The organism is Mycobacterium sp. Aquia_216 (assembly GCF_026723865.1).
In the GTDB taxonomy this organism is placed as follows: Bacteria; Actinomycetota; Actinomycetes; order Mycobacteriales; family Mycobacteriaceae; genus Mycobacterium.
Map to the genome: position 1 here is coordinate 4,328,092 of NZ_CP113529.1, position 21,558 is coordinate 4,349,649.

General features: G+C 61.0%; 18 protein-coding genes, 2 tRNA genes and 2 pseudogenes. 7 read left to right on the forward strand and 15 right to left on the reverse strand.

Translation table 11 applies throughout. The features are described from left to right. Positions 1-11: 11 nt before the first annotated feature. Positions 12-671, reverse strand: coding sequence for an HAD-IA family hydrolase (locus tag OK015_RS20305; RefSeq protein ID WP_268125767.1), 660 nt, complete (start codon positions 669-671; stop codon positions 12-14). Positions 672-1,164: 493 nt separating this feature from the next. Here OK015_RS20305 and OK015_RS20310 point away from each other — a divergent pair, with 493 nt between their 5' ends. Further along, positions 1,165-2,166: a class I SAM-dependent methyltransferase gene (locus OK015_RS20310; RefSeq protein ID WP_268125768.1), complete on the forward strand. Its 1,002-nt coding sequence runs from the start codon at positions 1,165-1,167 to the stop codon at positions 2,164-2,166. Positions 2,167-3,058: 892 nt separating this feature from the next. Here OK015_RS20310 and OK015_RS20315 read toward each other — a convergent pair. Beyond that, entirely contained in the window at positions 3,059-3,289 is a 231-nt protein-coding gene (locus tag OK015_RS20315) for a DUF167 domain-containing protein (protein WP_268125769.1), read from the reverse strand. A gap of 64 nt (positions 3,290-3,353) precedes the next feature. Next, complete coding sequence (locus OK015_RS20320) at positions 3,354-3,992, reverse strand: O-methyltransferase (RefSeq protein ID WP_268125770.1); 639 nt, start codon at positions 3,990-3,992, stop codon at positions 3,354-3,356. Between the two features lie 60 nt (positions 3,993-4,052). On the opposite strand from OK015_RS20320, the gene OK015_RS20325 reads away from it, so the two are divergent. Next, entirely contained in the window at positions 4,053-4,700 is a 648-nt protein-coding gene (locus OK015_RS20325) for a TetR/AcrR family transcriptional regulator (protein WP_268125771.1), read from the forward strand. Positions 4,701-4,930: 230 nt separating this feature from the next. Next, positions 4,931-5,407, forward strand: coding sequence for an EXPERA domain-containing protein (locus tag OK015_RS20330; RefSeq protein ID WP_268125772.1), 477 nt, complete (start codon positions 4,931-4,933; stop codon positions 5,405-5,407). 295 nt (positions 5,408-5,702) lie between these two features. Here the strand turns inward: OK015_RS20330 and OK015_RS20335 are convergent, their stop codons facing one another. From OK015_RS20335 to OK015_RS20355, 5 genes and pseudogenes are all read right to left on the reverse strand, one after another. Next, positions 5,703-8,633 (reverse strand): MMPL/RND family transporter, encoded by a 2,931-nt coding sequence (locus OK015_RS20335; RefSeq protein WP_268125773.1) that lies wholly within the window; start codon positions 8,631-8,633, stop codon positions 5,703-5,705. After that, positions 8,630-9,175 (reverse strand): MmpS family transport accessory protein, encoded by a 546-nt coding sequence (locus tag OK015_RS20340; protein WP_442791137.1) that lies wholly within the window; start codon positions 9,173-9,175, stop codon positions 8,630-8,632. Before OK015_RS20340 ends, OK015_RS20335 begins: the two co-directional genes overlap by 4 nt. 369 nt (positions 9,176-9,544) lie before the next feature. After that, positions 9,545-12,088 carry an excinuclease ABC subunit UvrA gene (locus OK015_RS20345; RefSeq protein ID WP_268125775.1) on the reverse strand — a complete coding sequence of 848 codons (2,544 nt, stop codon included), beginning with the start codon at positions 12,086-12,088 and terminating at the stop codon, positions 9,545-9,547. A gap of 5 nt (positions 12,089-12,093) precedes the next feature. Beyond that, positions 12,094-12,323, reverse strand: a pseudogene (locus OK015_RS20350) (leucine zipper domain-containing protein); the annotation flags it as partial. A 113-nt stretch (positions 12,324-12,436) separates the two neighbouring features. Then, positions 12,437-12,507: transfer RNA gene (locus tag OK015_RS20355), tRNA-Ile, on the reverse strand. A gap of 261 nt (positions 12,508-12,768) precedes the next feature. On the opposite strand from OK015_RS20355, the gene OK015_RS20360 reads away from it, so the two are divergent. Then, positions 12,769-13,797 (forward strand): hypothetical protein, encoded by a 1,029-nt coding sequence (locus tag OK015_RS20360; protein ID WP_268125776.1) that lies wholly within the window; start codon positions 12,769-12,771, stop codon positions 13,795-13,797. Here the strand turns inward: OK015_RS20360 and OK015_RS20365 are convergent. Together OK015_RS20365 and OK015_RS20370 are read right to left on the reverse strand one after the other, a co-directional pair. Beyond that, positions 13,771-14,241, reverse strand: a complete 471-nt coding sequence (locus tag OK015_RS20365; RefSeq protein WP_268125777.1) for a hypothetical protein — start codon at positions 14,239-14,241, stop codon at positions 13,771-13,773. The genes OK015_RS20360 and OK015_RS20365 overlap by 27 nt on opposite strands. 130 nt (positions 14,242-14,371) lie before the next feature. Beyond that, positions 14,372-14,935 carry a hypothetical protein gene (locus OK015_RS20370; RefSeq protein ID WP_268125778.1) on the reverse strand — a complete coding sequence of 188 codons (564 nt, stop codon included), beginning with the start codon at positions 14,933-14,935 and terminating at the stop codon, positions 14,372-14,374. 99 nt (positions 14,936-15,034) lie between these two features. Between OK015_RS20370 and OK015_RS20375 the strand changes: the two genes are divergently transcribed. Next, on the forward strand, positions 15,035-15,778 hold the full coding sequence (locus OK015_RS20375) for a hypothetical protein (RefSeq protein ID WP_268125779.1): 744 nt from the start codon (positions 15,035-15,037) through the stop codon (positions 15,776-15,778). A gap of 36 nt (positions 15,779-15,814) precedes the next feature. Continuing rightward, entirely contained in the window at positions 15,815-16,570 is a 756-nt protein-coding gene (locus tag OK015_RS20380) for a hypothetical protein (RefSeq protein WP_268125780.1), read from the forward strand. 325 nt (positions 16,571-16,895) lie between these two features. Here the strand turns inward: OK015_RS20380 and OK015_RS20385 are convergent. Then, positions 16,896-16,969: transfer RNA gene (locus OK015_RS20385), tRNA-Ile, on the reverse strand. Positions 16,970-17,158: 189 nt separating this feature from the next. On the opposite strand from OK015_RS20385, the gene OK015_RS20390 reads away from it, so the two are divergent. Continuing rightward, complete coding sequence (locus OK015_RS20390) at positions 17,159-17,479, forward strand: EthD family reductase (protein ID WP_163793953.1); 321 nt, start codon at positions 17,159-17,161, stop codon at positions 17,477-17,479. A 61-nt stretch (positions 17,480-17,540) separates the two neighbouring features. Here the strand turns inward: OK015_RS20390 and OK015_RS29295 are convergent. From OK015_RS29295 to OK015_RS20405, 4 genes and pseudogenes are all read right to left on the reverse strand, one after another. Further along, positions 17,541-17,699 (reverse strand): annotated as a pseudogene (locus OK015_RS29295) (CDGP domain-containing protein); the annotation flags it as partial. Further along, complete coding sequence (locus OK015_RS20395; RefSeq protein ID WP_268125781.1) at positions 17,696-18,556, reverse strand: carboxymuconolactone decarboxylase family protein; 861 nt, start codon at positions 18,554-18,556, stop codon at positions 17,696-17,698. The gene OK015_RS20395 and the pseudogene OK015_RS29295, both read right to left, overlap by 4 nt. 16 nt (positions 18,557-18,572) lie before the next feature. Continuing rightward, positions 18,573-19,946: a TldD/PmbA family protein gene (locus tag OK015_RS20400; RefSeq protein ID WP_268125782.1), complete on the reverse strand. Its 1,374-nt coding sequence runs from the start codon at positions 19,944-19,946 to the stop codon at positions 18,573-18,575. A gap of 73 nt (positions 19,947-20,019) precedes the next feature. Then, positions 20,020-21,537: a TldD/PmbA family protein gene (locus OK015_RS20405; RefSeq protein ID WP_268125783.1), complete on the reverse strand. Its 1,518-nt coding sequence runs from the start codon at positions 21,535-21,537 to the stop codon at positions 20,020-20,022. Between the last annotated feature and the right edge of the window lie 21 nt (positions 21,538-21,558).

Below are 21,558 nucleotides of genomic sequence, written 5' to 3' on the forward strand. Positions count from 1 at the left end.
ATGCCATGCCGTCAACCGCTTTCGGTGATCAGCAAGGCGACACCACTATCAGTGACTTCAACGCTGACACAGGATAGATCGGCCACGACGACGTCGGCATCCGCCAGTTCGGCCGGGTGGTGAGTGGTCGTGACGGCTAGCACTTGCGCCCCTGCCGCACGGCCAGCACCGACGCCCGCGGGCGCATCCTCCACCACCAGGCACTCCTGTGCTTCGAATCCCAACGCGGCAGCCGCCTTGAGGTAGCTCTCGGGGTTTGGCTTGCCGTTTGATACATCTTCTGCGCCGATCAGCAACTTCGGAGCGGGGAGCCGCGCTGCCGCGAGTCGAGCAGCCATCAGCGAGCGCGGCCCGGAGGTCACCGCCGCCCAGTGGCTACCTGGAAGGGCATCAAGCAGTCGGCGTGCCCCCGGTAGCGCTAGGACGCCATCGAGATCAGCCAGCTCTTGTAGCGCGAGTTGCCGAGCTGTCGCTGCGGCTCGGTGCTGTGGTGCGACGAATTGCGCGACAGTGTCCTCGGTTCGCCTGCCATGACAGACCTTGAGTACCTCTTCGTAATCGACGCCGTATTCCTTGGCCCAGGTACCCCAGGACCCTTCGACTGTGGCGGTTGAGTCAATCAAGGTGCCATCGATGTCGAATAAAATTCTCTTGCCGTGCAGCACCGCCATGGACAGCAACCCTAATGGGGGTAGGGCCGTGCATCGGACGGAGTCTCGCGACGAACAGGCCTGCGACCACCGCACGCTCCCATGACACCTCGTGCCGACCACTGTCCGCCCATAGTGGAATCGCCATGGCCGGGCCTCCCCACCCGCGACAGCACCCGAAGGCACAGCACCAGCCCCTGGCACCTCGCCTGCGGCGCCCAGAGCTTCGCCTGGCCGATGCGGCCGGCCTCAGTTTGCGCTCGACGATAGTGGTCGGCGGTATTGAGGCCGGCATGAGCGGACCGCGTGGGCGGTCTGCAGTGAAAACCGCACGTCAAACGGGCTCTTCTGAAGGGTGTTGGGTAAAACGGACGCGTCCCGTCGTTAAGGTTGGACATCGTTGCCATTACGCGCGTTACGTACTTTTGTAAAGGTGGATGAAAGGAAATTCAACTACTTTGGGCCCAACATCTTCGATTTGCATTGGACTGATATCATGGGTTGAATCAACTGCTTGGAGCCCACTGCCTGCCGCTACCCAACGACGCAGCGTCAGGTATTTGAATCATGGGCGGCGAAAGGATTCTTGGTGTTAACAGCCACCAAACGCGATCAATACGACTTCATTTACGAGACTTTGCAGCATGACGCGGGAGCACTGAACTTTACGATGTCAGTGTTGGAAAAGAGTTATAAATCCCACTTTCCTGATCATGCTAGCGATGTGAGTGTGCTCTTAGAGGGTGCATGCAAATACTTGCTGGAAGCTCGTAGTGGGGATGAACTGTATCAAATATGTGAAGAGGTCCATGGACAATTCTTCACATCCGAAGGAATCGGGTCATGGTTCAGCGAGGGCTACACTGCGTATAAGTCACAGCGTAAGCCGATACAGGACTTCAATAATCTCGCAGACGCCATTAGAGGTGGCCGAGTACTCGACTTCGGCTGCGGCCGCGGTCATTTAGCTGCGCTGATCGCCCGCGCCGGCTTTGACTGCTACACCACCGACGTTATGGACTACCGTGGCACGGGCGCCGATGTTCTACCGTTTCGCCAGATGGCATCACCCGCTGATGTGCCCTATGCGGACGACATGTTCGACAGTGCGATCGTCAAAACTGTCCTCCACCACGTTGACGCAGCCGATCTAATTCCGCTGTTGATCAATTTGCGGCGCGTTGCCCGGCGGTTGATTATCGAGGAGGACACTTACGCTGTCCCCGCAGCGTCACTCGGGGCCGCGGGGGACCAGATTGAGCTACGCGAATTTAATAAATTGGATGACAGCGATCAATTCCGAGTTCTCGTACTGATTGATTTGTTTGGTAACGCCGTCGCTCAAGGCCTTGTTGATATGAATTTCGGCTGTCAGTTCAAGCGGATTAGCGAGTGGCATTCATTATTTGATAGCCTTGGCTTACGTATTGTAGACACAGAAATCGCGGGTTTCCGCCCAGGTAATATCCACAAAACCTGTCAGGTTCGCTTCGTCGTCGATCGCGATGAATCGTAAGCATCACAATGGAATTCGCGCCACAAAAGCGCGTCTGCATGATGTTGTCCACCTTTAGGTTCCCGAACCTGCCAACCTCAAAATGACTGAAGTGGAGTGGTGGGCGGGGGTCGAATCCGCGTCCAAAGTGACAGCAGAACAACACAAGAACCAGCCGCGTAACCGACTCCGCCGCGTTATTGCTCTCAAGGCTGGCTAGGCCGGCGTGTTGATCGGGATGCCTTGCCACCGGACGAGCAAAGCGGTGTCGTCCTCCCTGATGTAGTCGGCCTTGGTGGCTGGAGACGTCTGACCTGCAGTGACAATTGCTTAGGACGGGTCAATACAACAGCCGTCACATGTTGCTAGCGCCTGAAAAAGTTTCTCCGCGACGAGTGATTCAATACCGGCTGTCTACGCGGCTATCGCCGAAAGTGGCCAGCAGACCGCAATAGCTCAGATACAGTTCGCCACCATGGGCAGATTGGCGGCGCTGACAATCGGATTCGCAATGGGACTGACGTTCGCTCCTGCGGCGAACGCGGACACGGGCGATGCGGCGTTTCTACGATTCATGGGCCCGGCGGCGCCCATTCCGCAAGCACCAGGCCAGTCGTGCGACCCCAATTACTCGGGTGCCTGCGTGCCGATTGCTAGTGACGTCGACTGTGCGGGCGGTAGCGGTAATGGTCCGGCCTACGTCAAGGGTCCTGTAAGAGTCATCGGCAAGGACATCTACGGCCTTGATCGAGACGGCAATGGGATCGGCTGCGAATAGGCGCCCTCGTTCCGTCCGATAAGATTCAACGGTTTGGTCTGTACCTGCACAAAATCACCCTGTGGGGCTGTTCAGACTCGGTTGATGGTTGACGGATCTGTTTCGGCTGGTCCATAGGGCCGTTCGTCTCGTACCTCAACGGTCCACACGGAAACGCTTGAGTCGCGACCTCGCTCCGGATGCCAATTCGATTCGGCTCCTTGGCAACTGAAGGTGGGCTGCCAGTAGCCTGGTGACCGCGTCGTTAGCCTTGCCGTCAATCGCTCGTTCACTGACGTAGATGGTCAGCTCACCGTTGGGGCCGATCTCGACGAGGGGCCCCTTACGACTGCCGGGTTTGACCGTGACGATGACGTAGTCGACCATGCCGCGCTAGGGTACCGTCCACGCTCGCAAGTGCGGGGCCCGGTCACCGGCCTCGGGGTGGCGATTACACGCGGACGGCCAGCTCCAAGCCCTTATCGAGGGGCAGCGGGGTACTGACGTAGCCGTTCTCCGGGGCGCGGACGTAGTTGAGGTAGTCGTGGTTCGGGTCGAGGTTGACGTTGTCGCCGACGATGAGCGCGCCGGACGTTAGCACGGGTTCGAGGATCTTGATAACCGGCAGATCGAGGTCCGGCCAGCCGTCGAGCAGCACGAATTGCACTGGCCCACTGACTGTTTCGAGGGTCGTGCGGGCGTCGCCTTCGAGGATGGTGATCAGATCACTGACTCCCGCGTCGGAGAACGTCGCGCGGGCTGCCGCCAGCTTGTGGGAGCTCATCTCGGTGGTGATGATGTGACCTATGCCGTTGTCGCGGACCGCGGCGGCTAGGTGCAGCGTCGAGATTCCATACGACATGCCATATTCCACGATCGTCGTCGGTTTGACCGCACGGACGAGGCTGTACAGCAGCCGGCCGGTGTCCGGGGCTACCGAGAGGTAGACGTGCTGGAATGCGTCGGAGCGTTGTTCGACGGCGTAGTCGCGCGGCGAAATCCCCTGTCGCCGTTCGGCGTCCAGCTGCGCATCGGCGAACAGCCGATCGATGATCGAAGCGTATTCCGGTTGATTCAAAGTTGCGGTCATGGCACCAGAATAGACGTAACGTTGCGTCTAGTCTAGAGTGAAATGGTGTTGGATCGAGCTGTGGCAGATACGCAACCGCATCGCGGCAACCGACATGGGCGCAGCGAGGCCGCACGCGAGGCCATTTTGCGCGCCGCCGACGACCTGCTCGTCGAGAAGGGCTTCGCGGGCGTCACCGTCGAAGGGATCGCCAGGGCGGCGGGGGTGGCAAAACAGACCGTTTACCGCTGGTGGAACTCTAAGACGGAAGTCCTGATGGACGCGTTCCTCGAAGATGCCGCCGCCGATCTGGAACCGCCCGATACGGGCAGCCTCGAGTCCGATCTGCGCGCACATCTGCACGACACGGCCCGATTTCTCATCTCAGACGATGCGGGCGCTGTGTATCGCGCACTCGTGGGGCAAGCGCAACACGATGCGGAGCTCGCCCAAACATTTCGGGCCCGCTACCTGCATGATCAGCAGGTCCGGGACCAGAAGCCGTTTATTCGTGCGATTGCCCGCGGTGAGCTATCGGCCGAAACCGATGTGGCCTCGCTGGCAGAATGGCTCATCGGCCCGCTTCACTATCGGGTGATCGTGACGGGTGAATCGGTCGATGACACCTTCCTTGGCGCCATCGTCGATGACGTCCTATCGATGTGCCGTCGCTGGTCACCCGGGGATGCATCGCTGCAGAAGAAGCGCAACATGGCGCGGTCGGAGTGAGACGGGCTAACCGAACAGATCTCGATGATTCTCGTGTGTGTCGAGCCATCGTTACCGGCGCTGTTGAGTTCGAACCCAAGGACCGTGATGCAAGATGAGCAGATGCAGCGCGATCTCCTGGCCAACTTTTGCGCACGCGCGCTCGACGAGCGACATTGCTGCCTCCCCCGCGCGGCCGACATGCGGGCTGGCCGAGGCAATTCCGCCGATCCTGCGATGACGGCTGCCCCATGAGCTCCCGCACCCTTGTCCGGCGTCGGCTCGACTACGTCCTGCTCCCGGCCTTCGTGCTCGGCGTCATCAACGCGCTCGTGTTGAGTCTGCCGGAAGCCCTCGGAATTCCTGTGGCCACTGACAGCCCGTGGCCACCCTTGCGGGCCTTGCACACCTGGGGTGTCGAGCAAGAACCGCAGCATCTCGTCATGCCGCCCGCCTTGCGGGCCTCGCTTTTGTACGACGGTTTCGTGCAACTTCCGCTGCTCGTCGTGCTCACCGTCGGCATCTGGAAGCTGAAATCGTGGCCGTGGCTGCCCGCACTGGCCATGGCCTACGCCGTCAGCGCGGTGGTGAACATGTACTTCTACTTCATGCAGACATTCCTCGGACCTGACAGTCCCTCACACCTGGCGACCTACCTGCCGCTCAACCTCCCCTGGGTGATCGTGCCGCTGCTGGTGGCGTACCGGTTCTGGCCGCGCACAGCCTGAGAAGGAGGCGTTGCCAGCAACTGCCGCACATTTCGAAAGTGGATTCGTGGCCGCGGATAGAAACGCGGTCATCACCGGCCGGCGTCGCGCTGACACGAATCGGCTGTTCGGCGATCGTCGGGGACTATGTCATTGTCGGAGAGGCGGCAGGGTGCGGTAGGTCACCTATCGCCCACCAGACCACATCGACGTCTGCGCCGGTGGCGGTGGCGGCCACATCGGTTGCGACGCAAGGTCAATCGACGTGCACAGATCTCAATGGAACCGTTCGCACCGAGGTTTTCGCCATAGAGCTTTAGCGCTTTTTGACCAGTCCGCCCGGTGGGTTTTCGTCGACGTCGTTGAGGATCAGCGCGCGCACGGCGGGACGCGGTCCGTACGGTCGCAGCATGGTGCTGGCCGGCCGTGGACGCACGTGCTGCGGCCACCAGAACCAGCGCCCGAGCAAGGTGGCCAGCGACGGTGTCATGAACGACCGCACGATCAAGGTGTCGAACAACAGACCCAGCGCGATCGTCGTACCCACCTGAGCCATCACCCGCAGCGGACTGAAGGCGAACGTGGCCATGGTGGCGGCGAACACCAGACCGGCGGCGGTCACCACCGAGCCCGAACCGGCCATCGCGCGGATCGTCCCCGTCTTGAGCCCGGCGTAAATTTCCTCCTTGAACCTCGATATCAGCAGCAGGTTGTAGTCGGAGCCGACCGCCAGCAGCAGGATGACCGCCATCGCCAGCACCATCCAGTGCAACTTGATCCCCAGGATGTACTGCCACAGGAGCACGGACAGTCCGAACGAGGCGCCCAGCGACAGCAACACCGTGCCGACGATCACGCAGGCCGCAACCACACTTCGGGTGATCACCAACATGATGACGAAAATCAGTGTGGCCGCGGCAATTCCGGCGATCAACAGGTCGATGTCGGAGCCGTCGTGCATGTCCTTGTACGTCGCGGCGGTACCGCCGAGGTAGACGTTAGCGCCCTCCCAGGGCGTGCCCTTGATCGCCTCGTGCACGGCCTGCTTGATCGGCTCGATGTGGCTGACGCCTTCAGGAGTCGCCGGGTCGCCTTCGTGCGAGATGATCAACCGGACAGCGTGCCCGTCCGGCGAGATGAACTGTTTGAGACCCCGCGCGAAATCCGGGCTCTGGAACGCCTCTGGCGGAAGGTAGAACGTGTCGTCATTCTTGGATTTGTCGAAGGCGTCGCCCTGCGCGGTGGCATTGTCGGCCTGCGCTTTCGCCTGGTCGTTGAGACCCTTTGTGATCGCATAATTCGACATGATGGTGTCGAGGTTGTGCTGCTGGCTCTCGATCTGCGGCGGTATCAGCGCCACCAGCTTCGGCTGGATCTGATCCAGCTTGTCGAGATTCGCGCTGAGGTTCACGATGTTCTCAGCCACCTGGTCGATGCCGTCGAGCGCGTTGAAGACCGACCGGATTGCCCAGCAGGCCGGGATGTCGTAACAGTGCTTCTCCCAATAGAAGTAGCTACGGATCGGCCGGAGGAAGTCGTCGAAGTTCGCGATGTCGTCTCGCAACTTCTCGGTGATTTCCACGGTTTGCTTGGTGAGCTTGGTGGTTTCGTGGGTGGTGTTGCTCAGATCCTGGGTGACCTGCATCTGCTCATGCAGCGTTGCCATCGTTTTCTTAAGCTCGTCCGCCTGGTTCAGCAGGTTTCTCGCCTGCTCTTCCTGATAGTGCTGGGTCTGGAGCCGCCCCGCGGCTTGTGCACCCATCTGAAAACCGAGGGTGCTGTGGTCGAGCGGCGTGCCCAACGGCCGGGTGATGGTCTGGACCCGGCCGATACCGGGGATGTGGAAGATCGCTTTGGCGACCTTGTCCAGGACGATGAAGTCAGCCGGGTTACGCAGATCGTGATCGGTCTCGATCATCAACAATTCGGGGTTCAGCCGAGCCTGGTTGAAGTGCCGGTCAGCAGCCGCATAACCGACATTGGCCGGAGTATCTGCCGGCAGGAAGTGGCGGGTGTCATAGTCCGTCTTGTAGCCGGGCAGAGCGAGCAGGCCGACCAATGCGGCGGCGATGGTCACCGCGAGAACCGGTGCGGGCCAGCGGACGATGGCCGTGCCGATGCGTCGCCAGCCCTGGGTCTGCAGCTTTCGCTTCGGGTCCAGCAGCTTAAAGAAAGTTGCCACGGTCAGAATCGCCGGTGCCAGAGTCAAGGCCGCGAGGACCGCGACCAGCATGCCGACGGCGCAGGGTATGCCGAGTGACGAAAAATACGGCAACCGGCAGAAGCTCAGGCAGTACATCGCGCCGGCGATGGTCAGCCCCGACCCCAGCACGACGTGCGCCGTGCTGTGGAACATCGTGTAGAAGGCTTTCACGCGGTCTTCACCGAGGCCGCGGGCCTCGTGGTAGCGGCCGACCACAAAGATCGCGTAGTCCGTTCCGGCCGCGATCGCCATCAGCACGAGCATGTTATTGGCGAACGTCGAAAGCCCCATGATGCCGTAGTTGCCCAGCGTCGCGACGACACCGCGGGCCGCGGCCAATTCGATGAAGACCATGACCAGCATGATCAGCATGGTGACCACCGACCGATAGACGTACAGCAGCATCACGATAATCACGAGGAAGGTGACCATGGTGACCTTCGCAACGCCCTTCTCACCCGCGTGCGACTGATCGGCAAACAGCGGACCCGCCCCGGTGACGTAGGCCTTGATTCCGGGCGGCGCGGGCACCGAGTTGACGATTTTGCGGACGGCATCCGTGGATTCGCCGGACATGGCGCTGCCCATGTTGCCGGCGAGGTAGACCTGGACGTACGCGGCCTTCTGGTCGTGGCTCTGGGAACCCGCGGCGGTCAGCGGATCACTCCAGAAATCCTGGATGTGCTGAACGTGTTTCTTGTCCTGCTCGAGTCGCTTGACGATCTCGTCGTAGTAGCGGTGCGCCTCCGCCCCCAGCGGCTTGTCGCCCTCCAGCAAGATCATCGCCGAACTATCGGTACTGAACTCTTTGAACGTCGATCCGACGCGCATCATCGACTGGAACGACACCGCGTCCGTGGGACTCTGCGACACCGACTGCCTCTTGGAGACGACCTCCAGCTGCGGAGAGATGGTGTTGGTGACGAAGACCAGGCCCAACCACACCAGAACGATCGGCAACGCAAGCCGATGGATCATCCGCGGCAGGAACGGCGGGATCAGCGGCTGATCAACGCGCGGCACAGCCTCGGTGGCCTCGCTCATGCGGACTTGTCCAGGCAGTAGACCATGGCATTGACGTTTTCGTTGGCGGGCGATTGATTAGCACCCTTGATCACCGCACCGCGCCCGTCATGGTTGTCCACGACGAAGTGGCAGGCGATCCAACTCCCGTCTCCTTGCGCTACCAGGTTTGCCGGGATGCCTGGCTTCGTTGACTTCAATACTGTGCTCCAGGGCAAGGGGACGTTGAGGGCCTGCTGCGGATGGGAGTTCTCGTCGAGGTAGTTGATGGTCGCCGTACTGCCCGGAGAGCCCCAGACCTCGAGCGTGATGGTCTTGGCGTTGAACTGGTCGAGGACCTCGCCCGACGTGCCACCACCGAACGAACCGCTGTGGACGCCGAAGATGTCATGCAGCCGGTGCACGACGAACCCGGACAGCGCGACGACAGCGACGATCGTAAGCACCAGCCAGAACCGGCTGAACACGCCCTTCTTCTGGGTGCGCTGTGGGCCGAGTTTTTCCTCGGTGCTTGGGGGCACACTAGGAGCTAGCGACTCTCTCCATGGCTTGGTGGTCGTCATGGGCGCTTTCCTAACCAGGGGCGAAGGCTACTCAACTAATTAGCTTAGAAGTAAGCTTAGGCACTCTAACCTACAACGGGATAGTCCGGCTTCACATCCCGAGCGAGCCGTCCGCAAAGTCAGACACTCTCCTGGGCCTCCGCTGCTTCGCCAAGGACAACTTGTGAAACACAGGTGCGGCGCAACGACAGTATCCACTGGCCATTAAGCGGTGCGCGACCGCCTGAGGCGCCAAGAGTGACGGCGCAGACGTCAATTTTGATACTGCTGCTCCCGACACACCGCGTGGGCACTAAGGGGATAGCGCAGCTCGCCGACATGTCCGACGAGGAGCGCCTCGAGTGGTTCATCAAGAACCACAACTTTTTTTCATCGAAGAGCAGATGGCGCCAATCGCTTTGCCAGATACGGCGCCGTGCGGCTGTGTTTCGCCCGTGCCACCTTCTTGGGCGGGCCCGCCGCAACGACGCGACCACCGTCGCTACCGGCTCCCGGTCCCAGGTCAATCACCCAGTCCGCACCCGCGACCATCCGCATATCGTGTTCGGCCACCACCACGGTATTGCCCGCGTCGACCAGGCGGTGCAGTTGACGATCGAGCAGATCCACATCGGCGGGGTGAAGCCCGGTGGTCGGCTCGTCGAGGACGTAGAGGGTGTGCCCTCGCCGGGGTCTCTGCAGTTCGGAGGCGAGCTTGATCCGCTGCGCCTCGCCACCTGACAGCTCGGTCGCGGGCTGTCCGAGACGCAGATATCCCAGTCCGACCTCTCGCAGCGTGGTCAGGCTCCGCGCTGCGTTGGCGACGTCGGCAAGAAACTCCGAGGCCTCATCGACGGTCATCGCGAGGACGTCGGCGACCGTACGGTCCCGATAGCGCACTTCCAGCGTCTCGTCGGAGTAACGCGCTCCTTTGCATGCCGGGCAGGTCGCGTAAGTGCCTGGCAGGAACAACAATTCGACCGACACAAACCCCTCCCCCTGACAGGTGGGGCAGCGACCTTCGGCCACGTTGAAGGAAAACCTGCCCGCTGTCCAACCGCGGCGGCGCGCCTGCGGGGTCGCAGCGAATTCGCGGCGCACGGCGTCGAACAAGCCGGTGTAGGTCGCCAGCGTCGAGCGCGGCGTGCGTCCGATCGGGCGCTGGTCGACTGATACCAGTCGGTTGATCTCCTCGATCCCCGCTGCCGTCACACCGACGCTCGCGTCGTGATCGAGATCGACGACGCTTGTGTCGGCTTCGTCGTCGGATTCGGCCGGCTCGGCCGGGCGTCCCGTCCCGAGATGGCCGTTCACGACATCACCGAGGACCTTGACGACGAGCGTCGACTTGCCTGAACCGGACACGCCGGTGACGGCGGTGTACACACCAAGTGGCAGGTCCACGTCGAGGTTTCTCAAGTTGTGGAAGCAGATCCCGCGCAGCCGCAGCCGCCCGGACTGCCTGCGGGGTTCACGACACGGCGGCGTGGCCTCCTCGAAAAGGTACCTACGAGTGACCGAGCCCTCGATGTCGGCGAGACCCGGCACCGGCCCGCTGTAGAGCACGTTCCCGCCCAGCTCCCCTGCCCCAGGTCCAACGTCGACGATCCAATCGGCACGGCGAACGACGTCCATGTCGTGCTCGACCACGAATATCGAGTTGCCGGCGCGCCGCAGGCGGTCAAGCACGTCGAGTAGCGGTTCGGCGTCCGCGGGATGCAGTCCCGCCGACGGCTCGTCGAGCACATACAGCACGCCGAATAAGCCGGCGCGCAGTTGAGTGGCCAGCCGCAACCGCTGCAGTTCGCCGGGCGACACCGTCGGAGTGCGGCGACATAGCGAGAGATAACCGAGGCCGAGATCGATGAGTATCTGCAGGCGCGCGACGAGATCGGCGGCGATCATGGTCGCCACTTCGGTCAGCTCACCGGAATTCGTTGACTCGTACGCGGCGGCGGTATCGGTCCGAGAAGCCGTCGGCCGCAACGTATCAGCCAGGTCGGCCAACGGCATCGCAGCGTAGTCGGCGATGGTCCGCCCGGCGAATGTCACCTTCAACGCCTCCGCACGCAGCCCGGAGCCGCCGCATAATGGGCACTCGACGCTGTCGACGAATTGCAGTACGCGGCGCCGCATCGTCGCGCTATGGGAGTTGGCCAACGTGTGGCGGACGTGGCGTTCGGCGCTGGAGAATGTGCCGTTGTAGTAATAATCGGCCTGCACGGGGTGCTGGCTCGGGTCGATTTCGACTGTTGGTTGCTCGTCGGTGAACAGAATCCAATTGCGTTGACGCTTAGGAAGTTTGCGCCATGGCTTGTCGATGTCGTACCCCAGCGTGACGAGGATGTCACGTAGGTTTTGGCCCTGCCACGCACCCGGCCATGCGGCAACCGCGCCTTCGCGGATGGTCAGCAACGGGTCTGGTACCAGTGTCTCTTCGGTTACCCGATGGATTCGTCCCAGCCCGTGGCATTCGGGGCACGCCCCAACCGCGGTGTTCGGGGAGAACGCATCGGAGTCCAGTCGTTCCGTGGCTCCCGGCGGGTAGGTCCCGGCGCGGGAGAACAGCATCCTCAGCAAATTAGACAGAGTGGTGACGGTGCCGACCGTCGACCGCGACGTCGCCGAACCCCGGCGCTGCTGCAATGCGACCGCGGGCGGTAGCCCGGTGATGTCATCTACCTTCGGTGCGCCGGTTGGCAACAGCAAGCGGCGGGCGTACGGAGCGACCGATTCAAAGTAGCGGCGCTGGGCCTCGGCATAGATGGTCCCGAAGGCCAACGACGATTTGCCGGATCCGGAGATCCCCGTGAACGCGACCAGCGCATCACGCGGCGCCACGACATCCACACCTCGTAGGTTGTGGACCCGCGTCCCGTAAACGCGCACACAAGGGTCGATGTCATCCGTGCGTCTGTAGGACATCTCTGTCATCGTGCTCGGACGGGTACCCGTGCCGCGGCCACGCAAGCACGATGCGGACACGACACCGGCCGATGCGACCGATCCATCAGGCCCTCAAGGCCGCCGGCCTCGTTCCGGGCGAACCAGCTGTGCAACGTCTGCCGCAATACCCCAAACTTCTCGGGAGCCTGCGACACCGACAACCCATCGGCAATCACCGCCAACAAGCCGCATACCTCTGCTCGGCCATGCTCACCTCGCTCATCTAGGGAGTGTCAAGGATCAGCCGAAATAACTGTCAACCATCAGCCGAAACACCGTGAGGCACCACCCGAAGGCAACATGTCAAGCAACAGCCGAGGTCATACACTTTTACGGTGGGGCGGGCGGGGCTCGAACCCGCGACCAACGGATTATGAGTCCGTATCCGGCGTTGCTAGCGTCGGACCAGCAAGCATCAGTGAATCTTCCACGGATTCATTCTGGACAGTTAAACCCCTTGTTATTCAATCTCTTTCAACGATTGCAAGCAATCAATCAAGCTGTTAGTCAGCAAACTTGCAGGTGGGAGCGGCGTTAGCTGGGTCAACACGCCATGTTGACGACATGTTGACGGGCGGTCCGAGCTGAACAAGTTTGCTGATTCAAAACCCAAGGTTGAACCCGCGCGCCATCCACCAGGGCGGGGGGTGGGTAGCTAGTATCTGCGCGTGTCAGATGGCGAGGACCGCGCAATCAGTAGCAGACTTCTATCATTTGGTCCGGTCAAAACCTTTAAGAGCTTTGGCCCGGTGAGCAAGTGGACGCTAACTTGTATGTTTCTGTCCGGTTGGATTCTGCTCTACGCATTGATCAAAGAGGATCTGAGTAAATCAGAATGGTGGCATAGCCTTTCATACATACCCAATATTGCTGCGGGCCTGACAGGTTTTCTTATCGGCGCGCCGGTTGCCCTAGTCTTATTGGCAAGCTTCACCATCGAACGCGAAGAGCGAACAGCGCTTGATAGAGCCAACCGTTTAACAACCTTCGCGTGGACCCAGCTCCGCGACGAGATCAACGACCTATGTTCCGAGTCGCGGTTCTATGGCCTTCGTTTCGATGCAGCAAGCGTGTATGACGGATATCGCGTAGTTATCCAGGAATTTGAAAGGTACCGGATCAGTCCTCATACAGACCACGATTTTGATGAACTACAAGCTCACTTACGTCAACAATTGCCGAATTGGGTAGACGCTTTGAATACCGTCACCCAAAGCGTCGGAACGCATAAACAAATACAACTCCGTTGGTCTGCGATTCTCGCCAATTGGAGCACGCTAGACCAATACGTCCGGTTGCAGCGGCTAGAACGAAGTCTGCCGTGGTTTGATTACGTAGTCCATGCAGACATACGTAATCGTCTCTCCGCAATCGAAAATCCGGTTAGCAGGTTTTCCGCGATCCATGATGAGGGCGCTACAAGCTCCTATTCGAATATGTCTGCGTGCTATAGGCGGGCAAGCGAATGCTCGTACCTGAGTAAAGAAAGTTTCGATAAATACTTTCTCGGTGCAGGCAGCGGTGCTATAGGATTTCCTTGGCAGGCGAATCTCGATTACCCGAAGGAAGCCAGCATAGCGGTCACGGCGTTATCCGAACTCAAAGCTGCCGTGGAGCTAGTCGACGAAGAAAACTGGCCCGCAGCCGCCAGCACGCCTACCGAAAAGCCGTCAACCCGACCGCTTGGCTTCAATTGACACAACGTTGTTTTCAGCGACTTTGACAACAGGACGGGCCAACGGCGCAGCTTTACCGCCTTCGGCGCTAGAAATGTAATCGCCGTACACGTCCAAAGTCAGGGTAAAAGTGCTGTGCCCCAACCATTTCGATACCTGCATGTAGTGCTCACCGCTAGACAAGCTCATTACCGCGAAGCTGTGCCGCAGGTCATGCCATCGCGCAGCGGGCAACTTGTGTGCTTTCAACGCAGGCGCAAGGTAGCGCTTGTAGACGTTGGAGCAATCGATTGGTTCGGCGTAGTTGTACCGGCTGGCGCTATCGCGGGTATCCAGGCCAGCATCTAGCGCGGCCTTCATTGAATACCGGGCGGGAAACAGCGGCGCATATAGGTCCGCAGCGTTCGGGTGCGTTTCGGCCAGGTAGTCGCGCAAGTCATCGGCCAGCCAGCCATCTAGCGGCACGGTTCGAATCGATTTGGCCGATTTAGGGGTGTCAACGATCCATCGACCACCGCGCTTGGTTTTGGTCCGCGATCCACCAATGCGGTTGGGGTTCCCAGGCGCGGCCGGCTCTGCGCGTTCCCCTCAGTTGCTAACCCTCTTCTCTGGCCTTGATACGCGTAACGTTTTGAAAAGTCTTGGTATCTAGGTAGACCGGGTTGCGGTGTGGCCTATCGTCTTTGTCTTGGTATTCGACACGGCCGACGAATACTGAACGTAGTTCGGGAAGAACAGGGCGATTCAACTGTGGAGCTTGCTGAGCGAGTTTTCGTTCCTTCTCGTATTCATCGAGTGCAATACCCGACTCCCACATCGTTCTCCACTCTTGGCCGGGTGCTAGAACAACGATGCTCTCTGGTAGGTAAAGCGAGGTAACTCTGTCGCCGGTAGCAAGATTGTCCCAAGGCACCACATCTAACGGCGGTAGGGTTAATCTGATCCCATAGGCAGGAGTCTCGCCGAAGTTCTTGACTACGAAGTCAAGGTAGTGCCAGTCTTGGTGGTTCAAATCGGCATAGACGACGACGTTCGGCTGCGCAACTCTTTCGCGCGTAAGCCGCATTTCGCGAAGCTGGCGCAGCGCGAGGTACGCGGCGACGGCCGCAATCCCAGCAGTAACCCATATGCCCCAGGCCGCCCACGCATCAGCACCCATGGAGCTAAGCCTAGACGTTGGCTGTTTGGAGGACCTTCCGGGTAAGTTGAACCGGCGTGTCATCACCAGGGCGGTTGCGGGCCTGTCTACCTTTGACTGGTGGTAGTCGCCAACAGCTTTCTAGAGCACAACAGTTGGCTCCCCGGCGTTGTGGTCGCAGTCGTTCTGTTCGTAATCGGAGCGATTCAACGGCACCGCGATAAGCAATCGAAAACATTCGACTACCAAATCATCTCTGATGTGCCAATCCTCAGGACTCGTCCAAGCGATTTGAAGGTGTTGTACCAGGATGAGGAACTTCAACACCCGCGCTTGTTGCGCGCAGCATTCAGGAATACCGGCAACCAGGTAATTAAAGAGGTCGAGTTTTTACAACACTATTCAATCAACTTCAAGGACGCTAAGTTGGCAGACGCCCAACTTGATGTCGAAAAACCGCGTGGCATAGTTCGTCACCTAATCGTGGATGAAAAAGGGCAAGTTGAAATTTTCTGTAGAACCATCAATGCAGGAGATGGGTTTGTGGTACAGATACTTCTGGACTCAGAAGGTCCATCCAAAGTCGACGTGACTGGAAGGATTGAGGGCTGGTCACGTCCATCGAAATCGGTCGATTTAGTTAATCAGTTTGACCTGGTTCGATTTCTCCGCATGCTGTCCATTCCCTTTATTTTTGCCCTGGTGATAGCGGTGTACTTTCTGTCATCGAAAATTTTTGTGGCAGATATTGGAAAGTCTTTTGGTGCGGTAGGTAGCGCTATCGCTATATCATTTAGCGCTGCGGTAACCTGGGTCCTCGCTCTGTCCGACTATTATGAGAAGAAATTTCGATGGATACCGTAATGTTTTGGCTCGGACCCGCGATTAGGCGGTGAGTGAGTGAAGCCTGTTGAGCGGATATTTCCCAACTGGCGAGAATTTGCTCGAGACCACATAATTTGGATTCTCGGCCTGTTACCGCTCGTGTTGGCTGGAATCAAGTTGTTCGCCGTGTCAGAAGGTGATCCTGAAGTTTTTCGGTTTCTGTTACGCGATTTAAACGTGGTGCAATTAGTTATCGCGACGGTAGTGCCTTTTGCGCCTCTAGTAATTTTTTGGACGTATGTTGTGTGGCTGGACTGGATTCGGCGGACGCCTGCCGCAGTGCGCAACCAGGTCATGCCAGAGTGGCTTGATCAACCGATATGGAACGCAGCAATGCTCATCGTACTAATCATGCCGACGTTTCAAATTCTCATAAGCATTGCCATTTTAATGTTTCTCTTTTTTCGCCGTCGCCGCGCGCGAAAGAAGGCAGAGCTTCGATGGGGAGCGAATCATGGGCAGACATTAGCTCCGATATATTGGAGCGCTCGCGGCTTCTTGTTCGGACTAGTACTTCAAGGCTTGATCGGTTCGTCTGGAAGTTGGTTCCCGGCGGAGGCGGTGAAAGTCAGGGGTTCAGATGTTCAAGCTGCATATGTGATCTCGTACGACCGTGACTGGACGACGGTTTTGGATAGCCACAAAAAGATCAAATTGTATAAAACCGAGTCTGTAGAATCGCGTAGCGCCTGTATTGGCGACTGGACCTGGTTAGGCAGGCCAATCACGAAGGTCTTCAGTAGTGCGCCTGAACCTATATGTCCGGGTTGACCCGCTGCGCCACGCGGAGCTGAAACGAAGCAATTGCGAGTGTCCCCGCCGTTCGGTTTGGTCCGGTGGTGTTTCGCCGCTAGCGCGGCTCAACAGTCCCGTTGCGGTCTTGCGTTGCGTAGGTGGTCAGAACTAGCCGCCGGGATTCAACTTGGCTCGTTTCGTCTGGCGAATCAGGCTCTAGCTCGGCGTTTGCTAGCGCCGCACCGCTTGCTTGGTACAACGGTTGGTATGTTGACAGCGCGTTGACAGAGCGGGCTTTTAGCCGGATTTAATCAATGGCCAGCAAACCCTGAAACTAGCTCTCACCTGCATTTTTACCTTGTGGGGCGGGCGGGGCTCGAACCCGCGACCAACGGATTATGAGTCCGCGGCTCTAACCAACTGAGCTACCGCCCCCGGCGGTTAACGGGTTCGACCTTAGCGCCAGCTCCCACGCCCGGCGATGCCATGGTCGCCCAGTCCCGCCGCCGAAGCCGAACGGGATAAGCGTAGTGACACGACCAAAGCGCAGTCAGTTCGCGAGGGTAGGGTCATGACGGCGGTCACGGCAATACGCCGCGACCAACAACGATGCGAGGAAATCCAGTGTCCGAAACCAAGCTTACGGTCATCTACGACAACCCCACCGACCCGGCCGCCTTCGAAAGCGCCTATGAGGCAGAACAATTGGAGCTCGCTCGGCGGATACCGGGATATCTGCGGCTTGAGGCGTCGAAGGTTTGGCCGAAAGAAGACGGCAGCCCGACGCCCGCTTACCGGATGATCGACCTGTACTACCCGACTTACGACGACGTCAGTGTGGCGGTGACGACACCGGAAGCAGGCGCGTTCTTCGAAGCGCTGGGGCGCCTCGCCACTGGCGGGGTACGGGTACTGGTCTCCGACATCGAGGTGCCGCAGCACTGATCTCGAGCGGCCGTAGGCCGCCGCCGTGGTCAGCTCAGTCGTCGATATGTGTCGGCGACGTGGTGAGTACTACGCAACGTTGCCAGGTGCCGTCAGCCTGAACGGGTCCGTCGCACTTGCTGGCAACGAACCCTCCGTACTGGCACCCAGCGCTGGCCGCCGACGCGAAGGCAATCAGCGCGGCAGCCAGTTCTGCGACCCACCGTCGCGTCAACGTCAGCTGAAAACCGTCTGACCGTCGACATCGAGCAGGTAACGCTCGGTGCCGCTCTCAACCCGGGGGGCGTCCCCGCCCAGCGAGACCGCGATTTTATTGCTGGCGTTGCGCATGACGTCGAGGGTGAGCTCGACGGCTTCGACCTGGGAAAACCGAGCGCGCACCTCGGCGACAACGTCGGCGTCGAGGTGCGCCGGCGTCCAAATTAACCCATCGGCATAGCGCAGCGCTGCTTTTGCGCGCTCATCGATCAGCGTCGAGCTCTCGAACTGCACGATGTCGTCGTACAGCGCCTCCGAACCCCCGGCATCCAGCGCCCTGCTCTCCCGCACCGATTTGCACAGCCGGCAGTTGTGCTGCGCCGCCCCGCGCAGCCGCACCAACTCGGAGGTCACCGGGTCAAGCGCCCGCATCCGGCCGACCGCGGGCAGGAACTCGTTGAACACCTCACCCGACGGGTCGGTGGCGTGATCCCACTCGATCGGGCCGCCCGTCCAGCCGAGATAACCCGAGCCGACACCCAACGCTTCCAGCCCGGCCCGCACCCGCGGCACGAAGTCGGCGATGTACATCGCCACCACGACACCAAAGGTGCTGTCCCCCAACGCCTTGAACAATCGCGACCGCTGCTCGCCAGTGATCGCGGAAACGTCGGCGCTGAATTGCTCGGCGAACTCGGTGACGACGGCTTCGGCCTCGGATTCGGGTTGGTCGACCGAAACCTCGACCGGCAGCGGCGGCAGCGACATCGTCTGCGCACACACCCGACGCACCAAGCCCACCAGGCGAGCATCAGCCGGCGGAGACAGGGCCACCAACCGCGTCAGCTGAGCATCTCGAACCGTAGCGGGAGTCACCATGCCCGATACGTTACGACTACTGCGCCTGGCTCACCGACGACATGTGGAAATCCGGGATCCGCAGGGTCGGCATCGCCGTGCGGGTGACCCAATCGCCCCACTCCCGCGGCAGGGTCTTCTCGCTGACACCGGCCTCCGTGGCGCGCCGCAGCAGATCCAACGGGCTCTCGTTGAAGCGGAAGTTGTTCACCGCGGCGGTGACTTCGCCATCCTCGATCAGGTACACCCCGTCACGGGTCAGCCCGGTGAGCAACAACGTGGTGGGATCGACCTCGCGGATGTACCACAGCGTGGTCAGCAGCAAGCCCCGCTCGGTGCCGGCGATCATGTCGGCGAGGTCTTTCGATCCGCCGGTCATCACCAGGTTGTCGGCCGCGACAGCGACCTCGGCGTCGAACTTGGCGGCGCTGGCCCGCGGGTAGGCCAGCGCGTTGATCACCCCATTGCGGATCCAGTCGACGTGGCCGATCTCCATGCCGTTGTCGAACACCGACACGGTCTCCGTGGAGCTGCTCGCCGACACGAACGGTGTGCAGGCCAGCCCGGGCGCCATCGGGTCGGAGAACAACGTCAACGGCAGATCGGTGAGCCGCTCCCCCACCCGGGTCCCGCCGCCGGGCGCCGAGAACGCGGTGCGTCCCTCCTGCGCACCCCGCCCGGCCATTGACCAGCCCAGGTAGATCATCATGTCGGCGACCGTCGACGGCGGCATGATCGTCTCGTAGCGTCCCGCGGGCAGCTCGACGCTGCGCTCCGCCCAGCCCAGCCGTAGCGACAGGTCCTCGAGCAGCGAATCCGTCGGCACGTCAACGAAATCGGGCGTCCCGATACCCGCCCAGGCGCTGGCGTCACCGCGCTTGCCGTTGATCTCCACCGCACCGGCGGGTTGCGTGAAACGCCGGCGCAGCCCCGTCGACGACGCCAGGAACGTCGTCGAAACACTGTGGTGGGCAAAGCCATACAGCCGATCGGTGCCCCGGAATCCGCGGCTCAACGAGCCCGCGACATCGGCGAACACCTCGGCGCCGGTGCCGGGCACCGGCGCATCCCAATCCGCGGGCACTCCGGTATCGGTCAGCAGCGGTGCGGCATCGCCGGCCTCCGGCGCGGAACGGGCTGCCTCTTGCGACGCGGCCACCAGAGCCGGGATCACCCGAGGGTCCACCTCCGCGGACACCACCGTACCGATGGAAGCGCTATCACCTTTGCGTAGAATCGAAATGATCGAGATGTTGCGGCTGTGCGAAACCCCGTTGGTGGTCATCGAATTGCCCGCCCACCGCAACGTCGCCTCGACCCTATCGGTGACCAACACCATGGTCTCGTCGACATGGCCCAGTTTCGCCGCCTCTTCCAACACGAGGTTGACGACGTGCTGCGCGGTGATCATCGGCGCCACTCTCCCCCGCAAGCGGGCGGTACCCCCACAGCATCACTTCGTTCTGCATCGTCGCCGACGCGGATCATCGGCCCCCCTCGGTCCGAGTGTTGAGCACGTTGACGCCGCGGAACAGCGCCGACGGGCAGCCGTGACTGACCGCGGCGACCTGCCCGGGCTGGGCCTTGCCGCAGTTGAACGCACCGCCCAGCCGCCACGTCGACGGTCCGCCCACGGCTTCCATCGAATTCCAGAAATCGGTCGTGGTGGCCTGATAGGCCACGTCACGCAGCTGACCATCCAGGCGACCGTCGGTGATCCGGAAGAAGCGCTGGCCGGTGAACTGAAAGTTGTACCGCTGCATGTCGATTGACCAGGACTTGTCGCCGACGATGTAGATGCCGTTCTGGACCCGCCCGATCAGATCGGCGGTGCTGAGGTCGTCGCGGCCGGGCTGCAGCGACACGTTGGCCATCCGCTGGATCGGCACATGATGCGGCGAATCGGCATACGAACAGCCGTTGGAACGCGGCTGCCCCAGCCGCGGCGCGAACACCCGGTCGAGTTGGTAGCCGACGAAGATGCCGTCGCGCACCAGGTCCCAGCTTTGCCCGGCCACGCCTTCGTCGTCGTAACCGATAGTGGCCAAACCGAATTCGACGGTGCGGTCGGCGGTCACGTTCATCACCGGCGAGCCGTAACGCATGGTGCCGAGTTTGTCCGGCGTGGCGAACGACGTTCCGGCATAAGCCGCCTCGTAGCCGATTGCACGATCGTATTCGGTTGCGTGGCCGATGGATTCGTGAATCGTCAGCCACAGGTTGGAGGGATCGATCACCAGGTCCGTGGGTCCAGGAATCACACTGGGCGATTTGACCTTCTCGGCCAGCAGCGCGGGCAGCTGCGCGAGCTCGTCGCTCCAGTTCCACACCTCGTCGCCGGCCAGCGCCTCCCAGCCCCGACCCATCGGCGGCGCCAGCGTACGCATCGAGTCGAAGCTGCCCGCCGCGGCATCGACGGTCACCGCCTCCAGCGACGGCATGATCCGCACCCGCTGCTGGGTGATCGACGACCCGAAGGTGTCGGCGTAGAACGTCTGCTCCTTGACGGCCGTCAGGCTGGCCGCCACGTGGTCGACGCCGTCGGCGCCCAGCAGCCGCCCGGAATACTCCTCGAGCACGCCGATCTTGTCGGCCGCCGGGATGTCGAACGGGTCGCTCCGATAGCTCGACACCCAGGTCACGTCGGCGTAGACGGGCTCGGGCGCCAGTTCGACGCGCTCGGTGTTCAGCCCCGCCAGCGTGGTGGCCACATGCACCGCGCGGCGCGCGGTCTCGGCCGCGACCGACGGCGCCAATTCGGCGTGCGACGCGAATCCCCAGGTGCCGTCGACGATGACTCGCACCGCCAAGCCGACCTCACGGCTGACCACCGCGGTCTCGAGCTCGCCGTCGCGCAACTGGATGATCTCGGTGTTGATGCGATGAATGCGCAGGTCCGCGTAGCTGGCCCCGGCCGTGGTGGCCGCCGACAGCGCGGCTTCGGCGAGCTCGTGTCGCGGCAGGCCCAGGAAGTCGGCATCGATCCCCCGATTCGGTGTCACGGCTCCACCGTAACGAGTGCG

Excerpts from the sequence above, each read along its gene's own strand:
- OK015_RS20320 (WP_268125770.1), bottom strand. The coding sequence starts at position 3,992 with ATGACCGCAACTTTGAATCAACCGGAATACGCTTCGATCATCGATCGG.
- OK015_RS20395 (WP_268125781.1), bottom strand. The coding sequence starts at position 18,556 with ATGGTGACTCCCGCTACGGTTCGAGATGCTCAGCTGACGCGGTTGGTG.
- OK015_RS20370 (WP_268125778.1), bottom strand. The coding sequence starts at position 14,935 with ATGGGTGCTGATGCGTGGGCGGCCTGGGGCATATGGGTTACTGCTGGG.
- OK015_RS20335 (WP_268125773.1), bottom strand. The coding sequence starts at position 8,633 with ATGAGCGAGGCCACCGAGGCTGTGCCGCGCGTTGATCAGCCGCTGATC.
- OK015_RS20305 (WP_268125767.1), bottom strand. The coding sequence starts at position 671 with ATGGCGGTGCTGCACGGCAAGAGAATTTTATTCGACATCGATGGCACC.
- OK015_RS20330 (WP_268125772.1), top strand. The coding sequence starts at position 4,931 with ATGAGCTCCCGCACCCTTGTCCGGCGTCGGCTCGACTACGTCCTGCTC.
- OK015_RS20315 (WP_268125769.1), bottom strand. The coding sequence starts at position 3,289 with ATGGTCGACTACGTCATCGTCACGGTCAAACCCGGCAGTCGTAAGGGG.
- OK015_RS20340 (WP_442791137.1), bottom strand. The coding sequence starts at position 9,175 with ATGACGACCACCAAGCCATGGAGAGAGTCGCTAGCTCCTAGTGTGCCC.
- OK015_RS20345 (WP_268125775.1), bottom strand. The coding sequence starts at position 12,088 with ATGACAGAGATGTCCTACAGACGCACGGATGACATCGACCCTTGTGTG.
- OK015_RS20400 (WP_268125782.1), bottom strand. The coding sequence starts at position 19,946 with ATGATCACCGCGCAGCACGTCGTCAACCTCGTGTTGGAAGAGGCGGCG.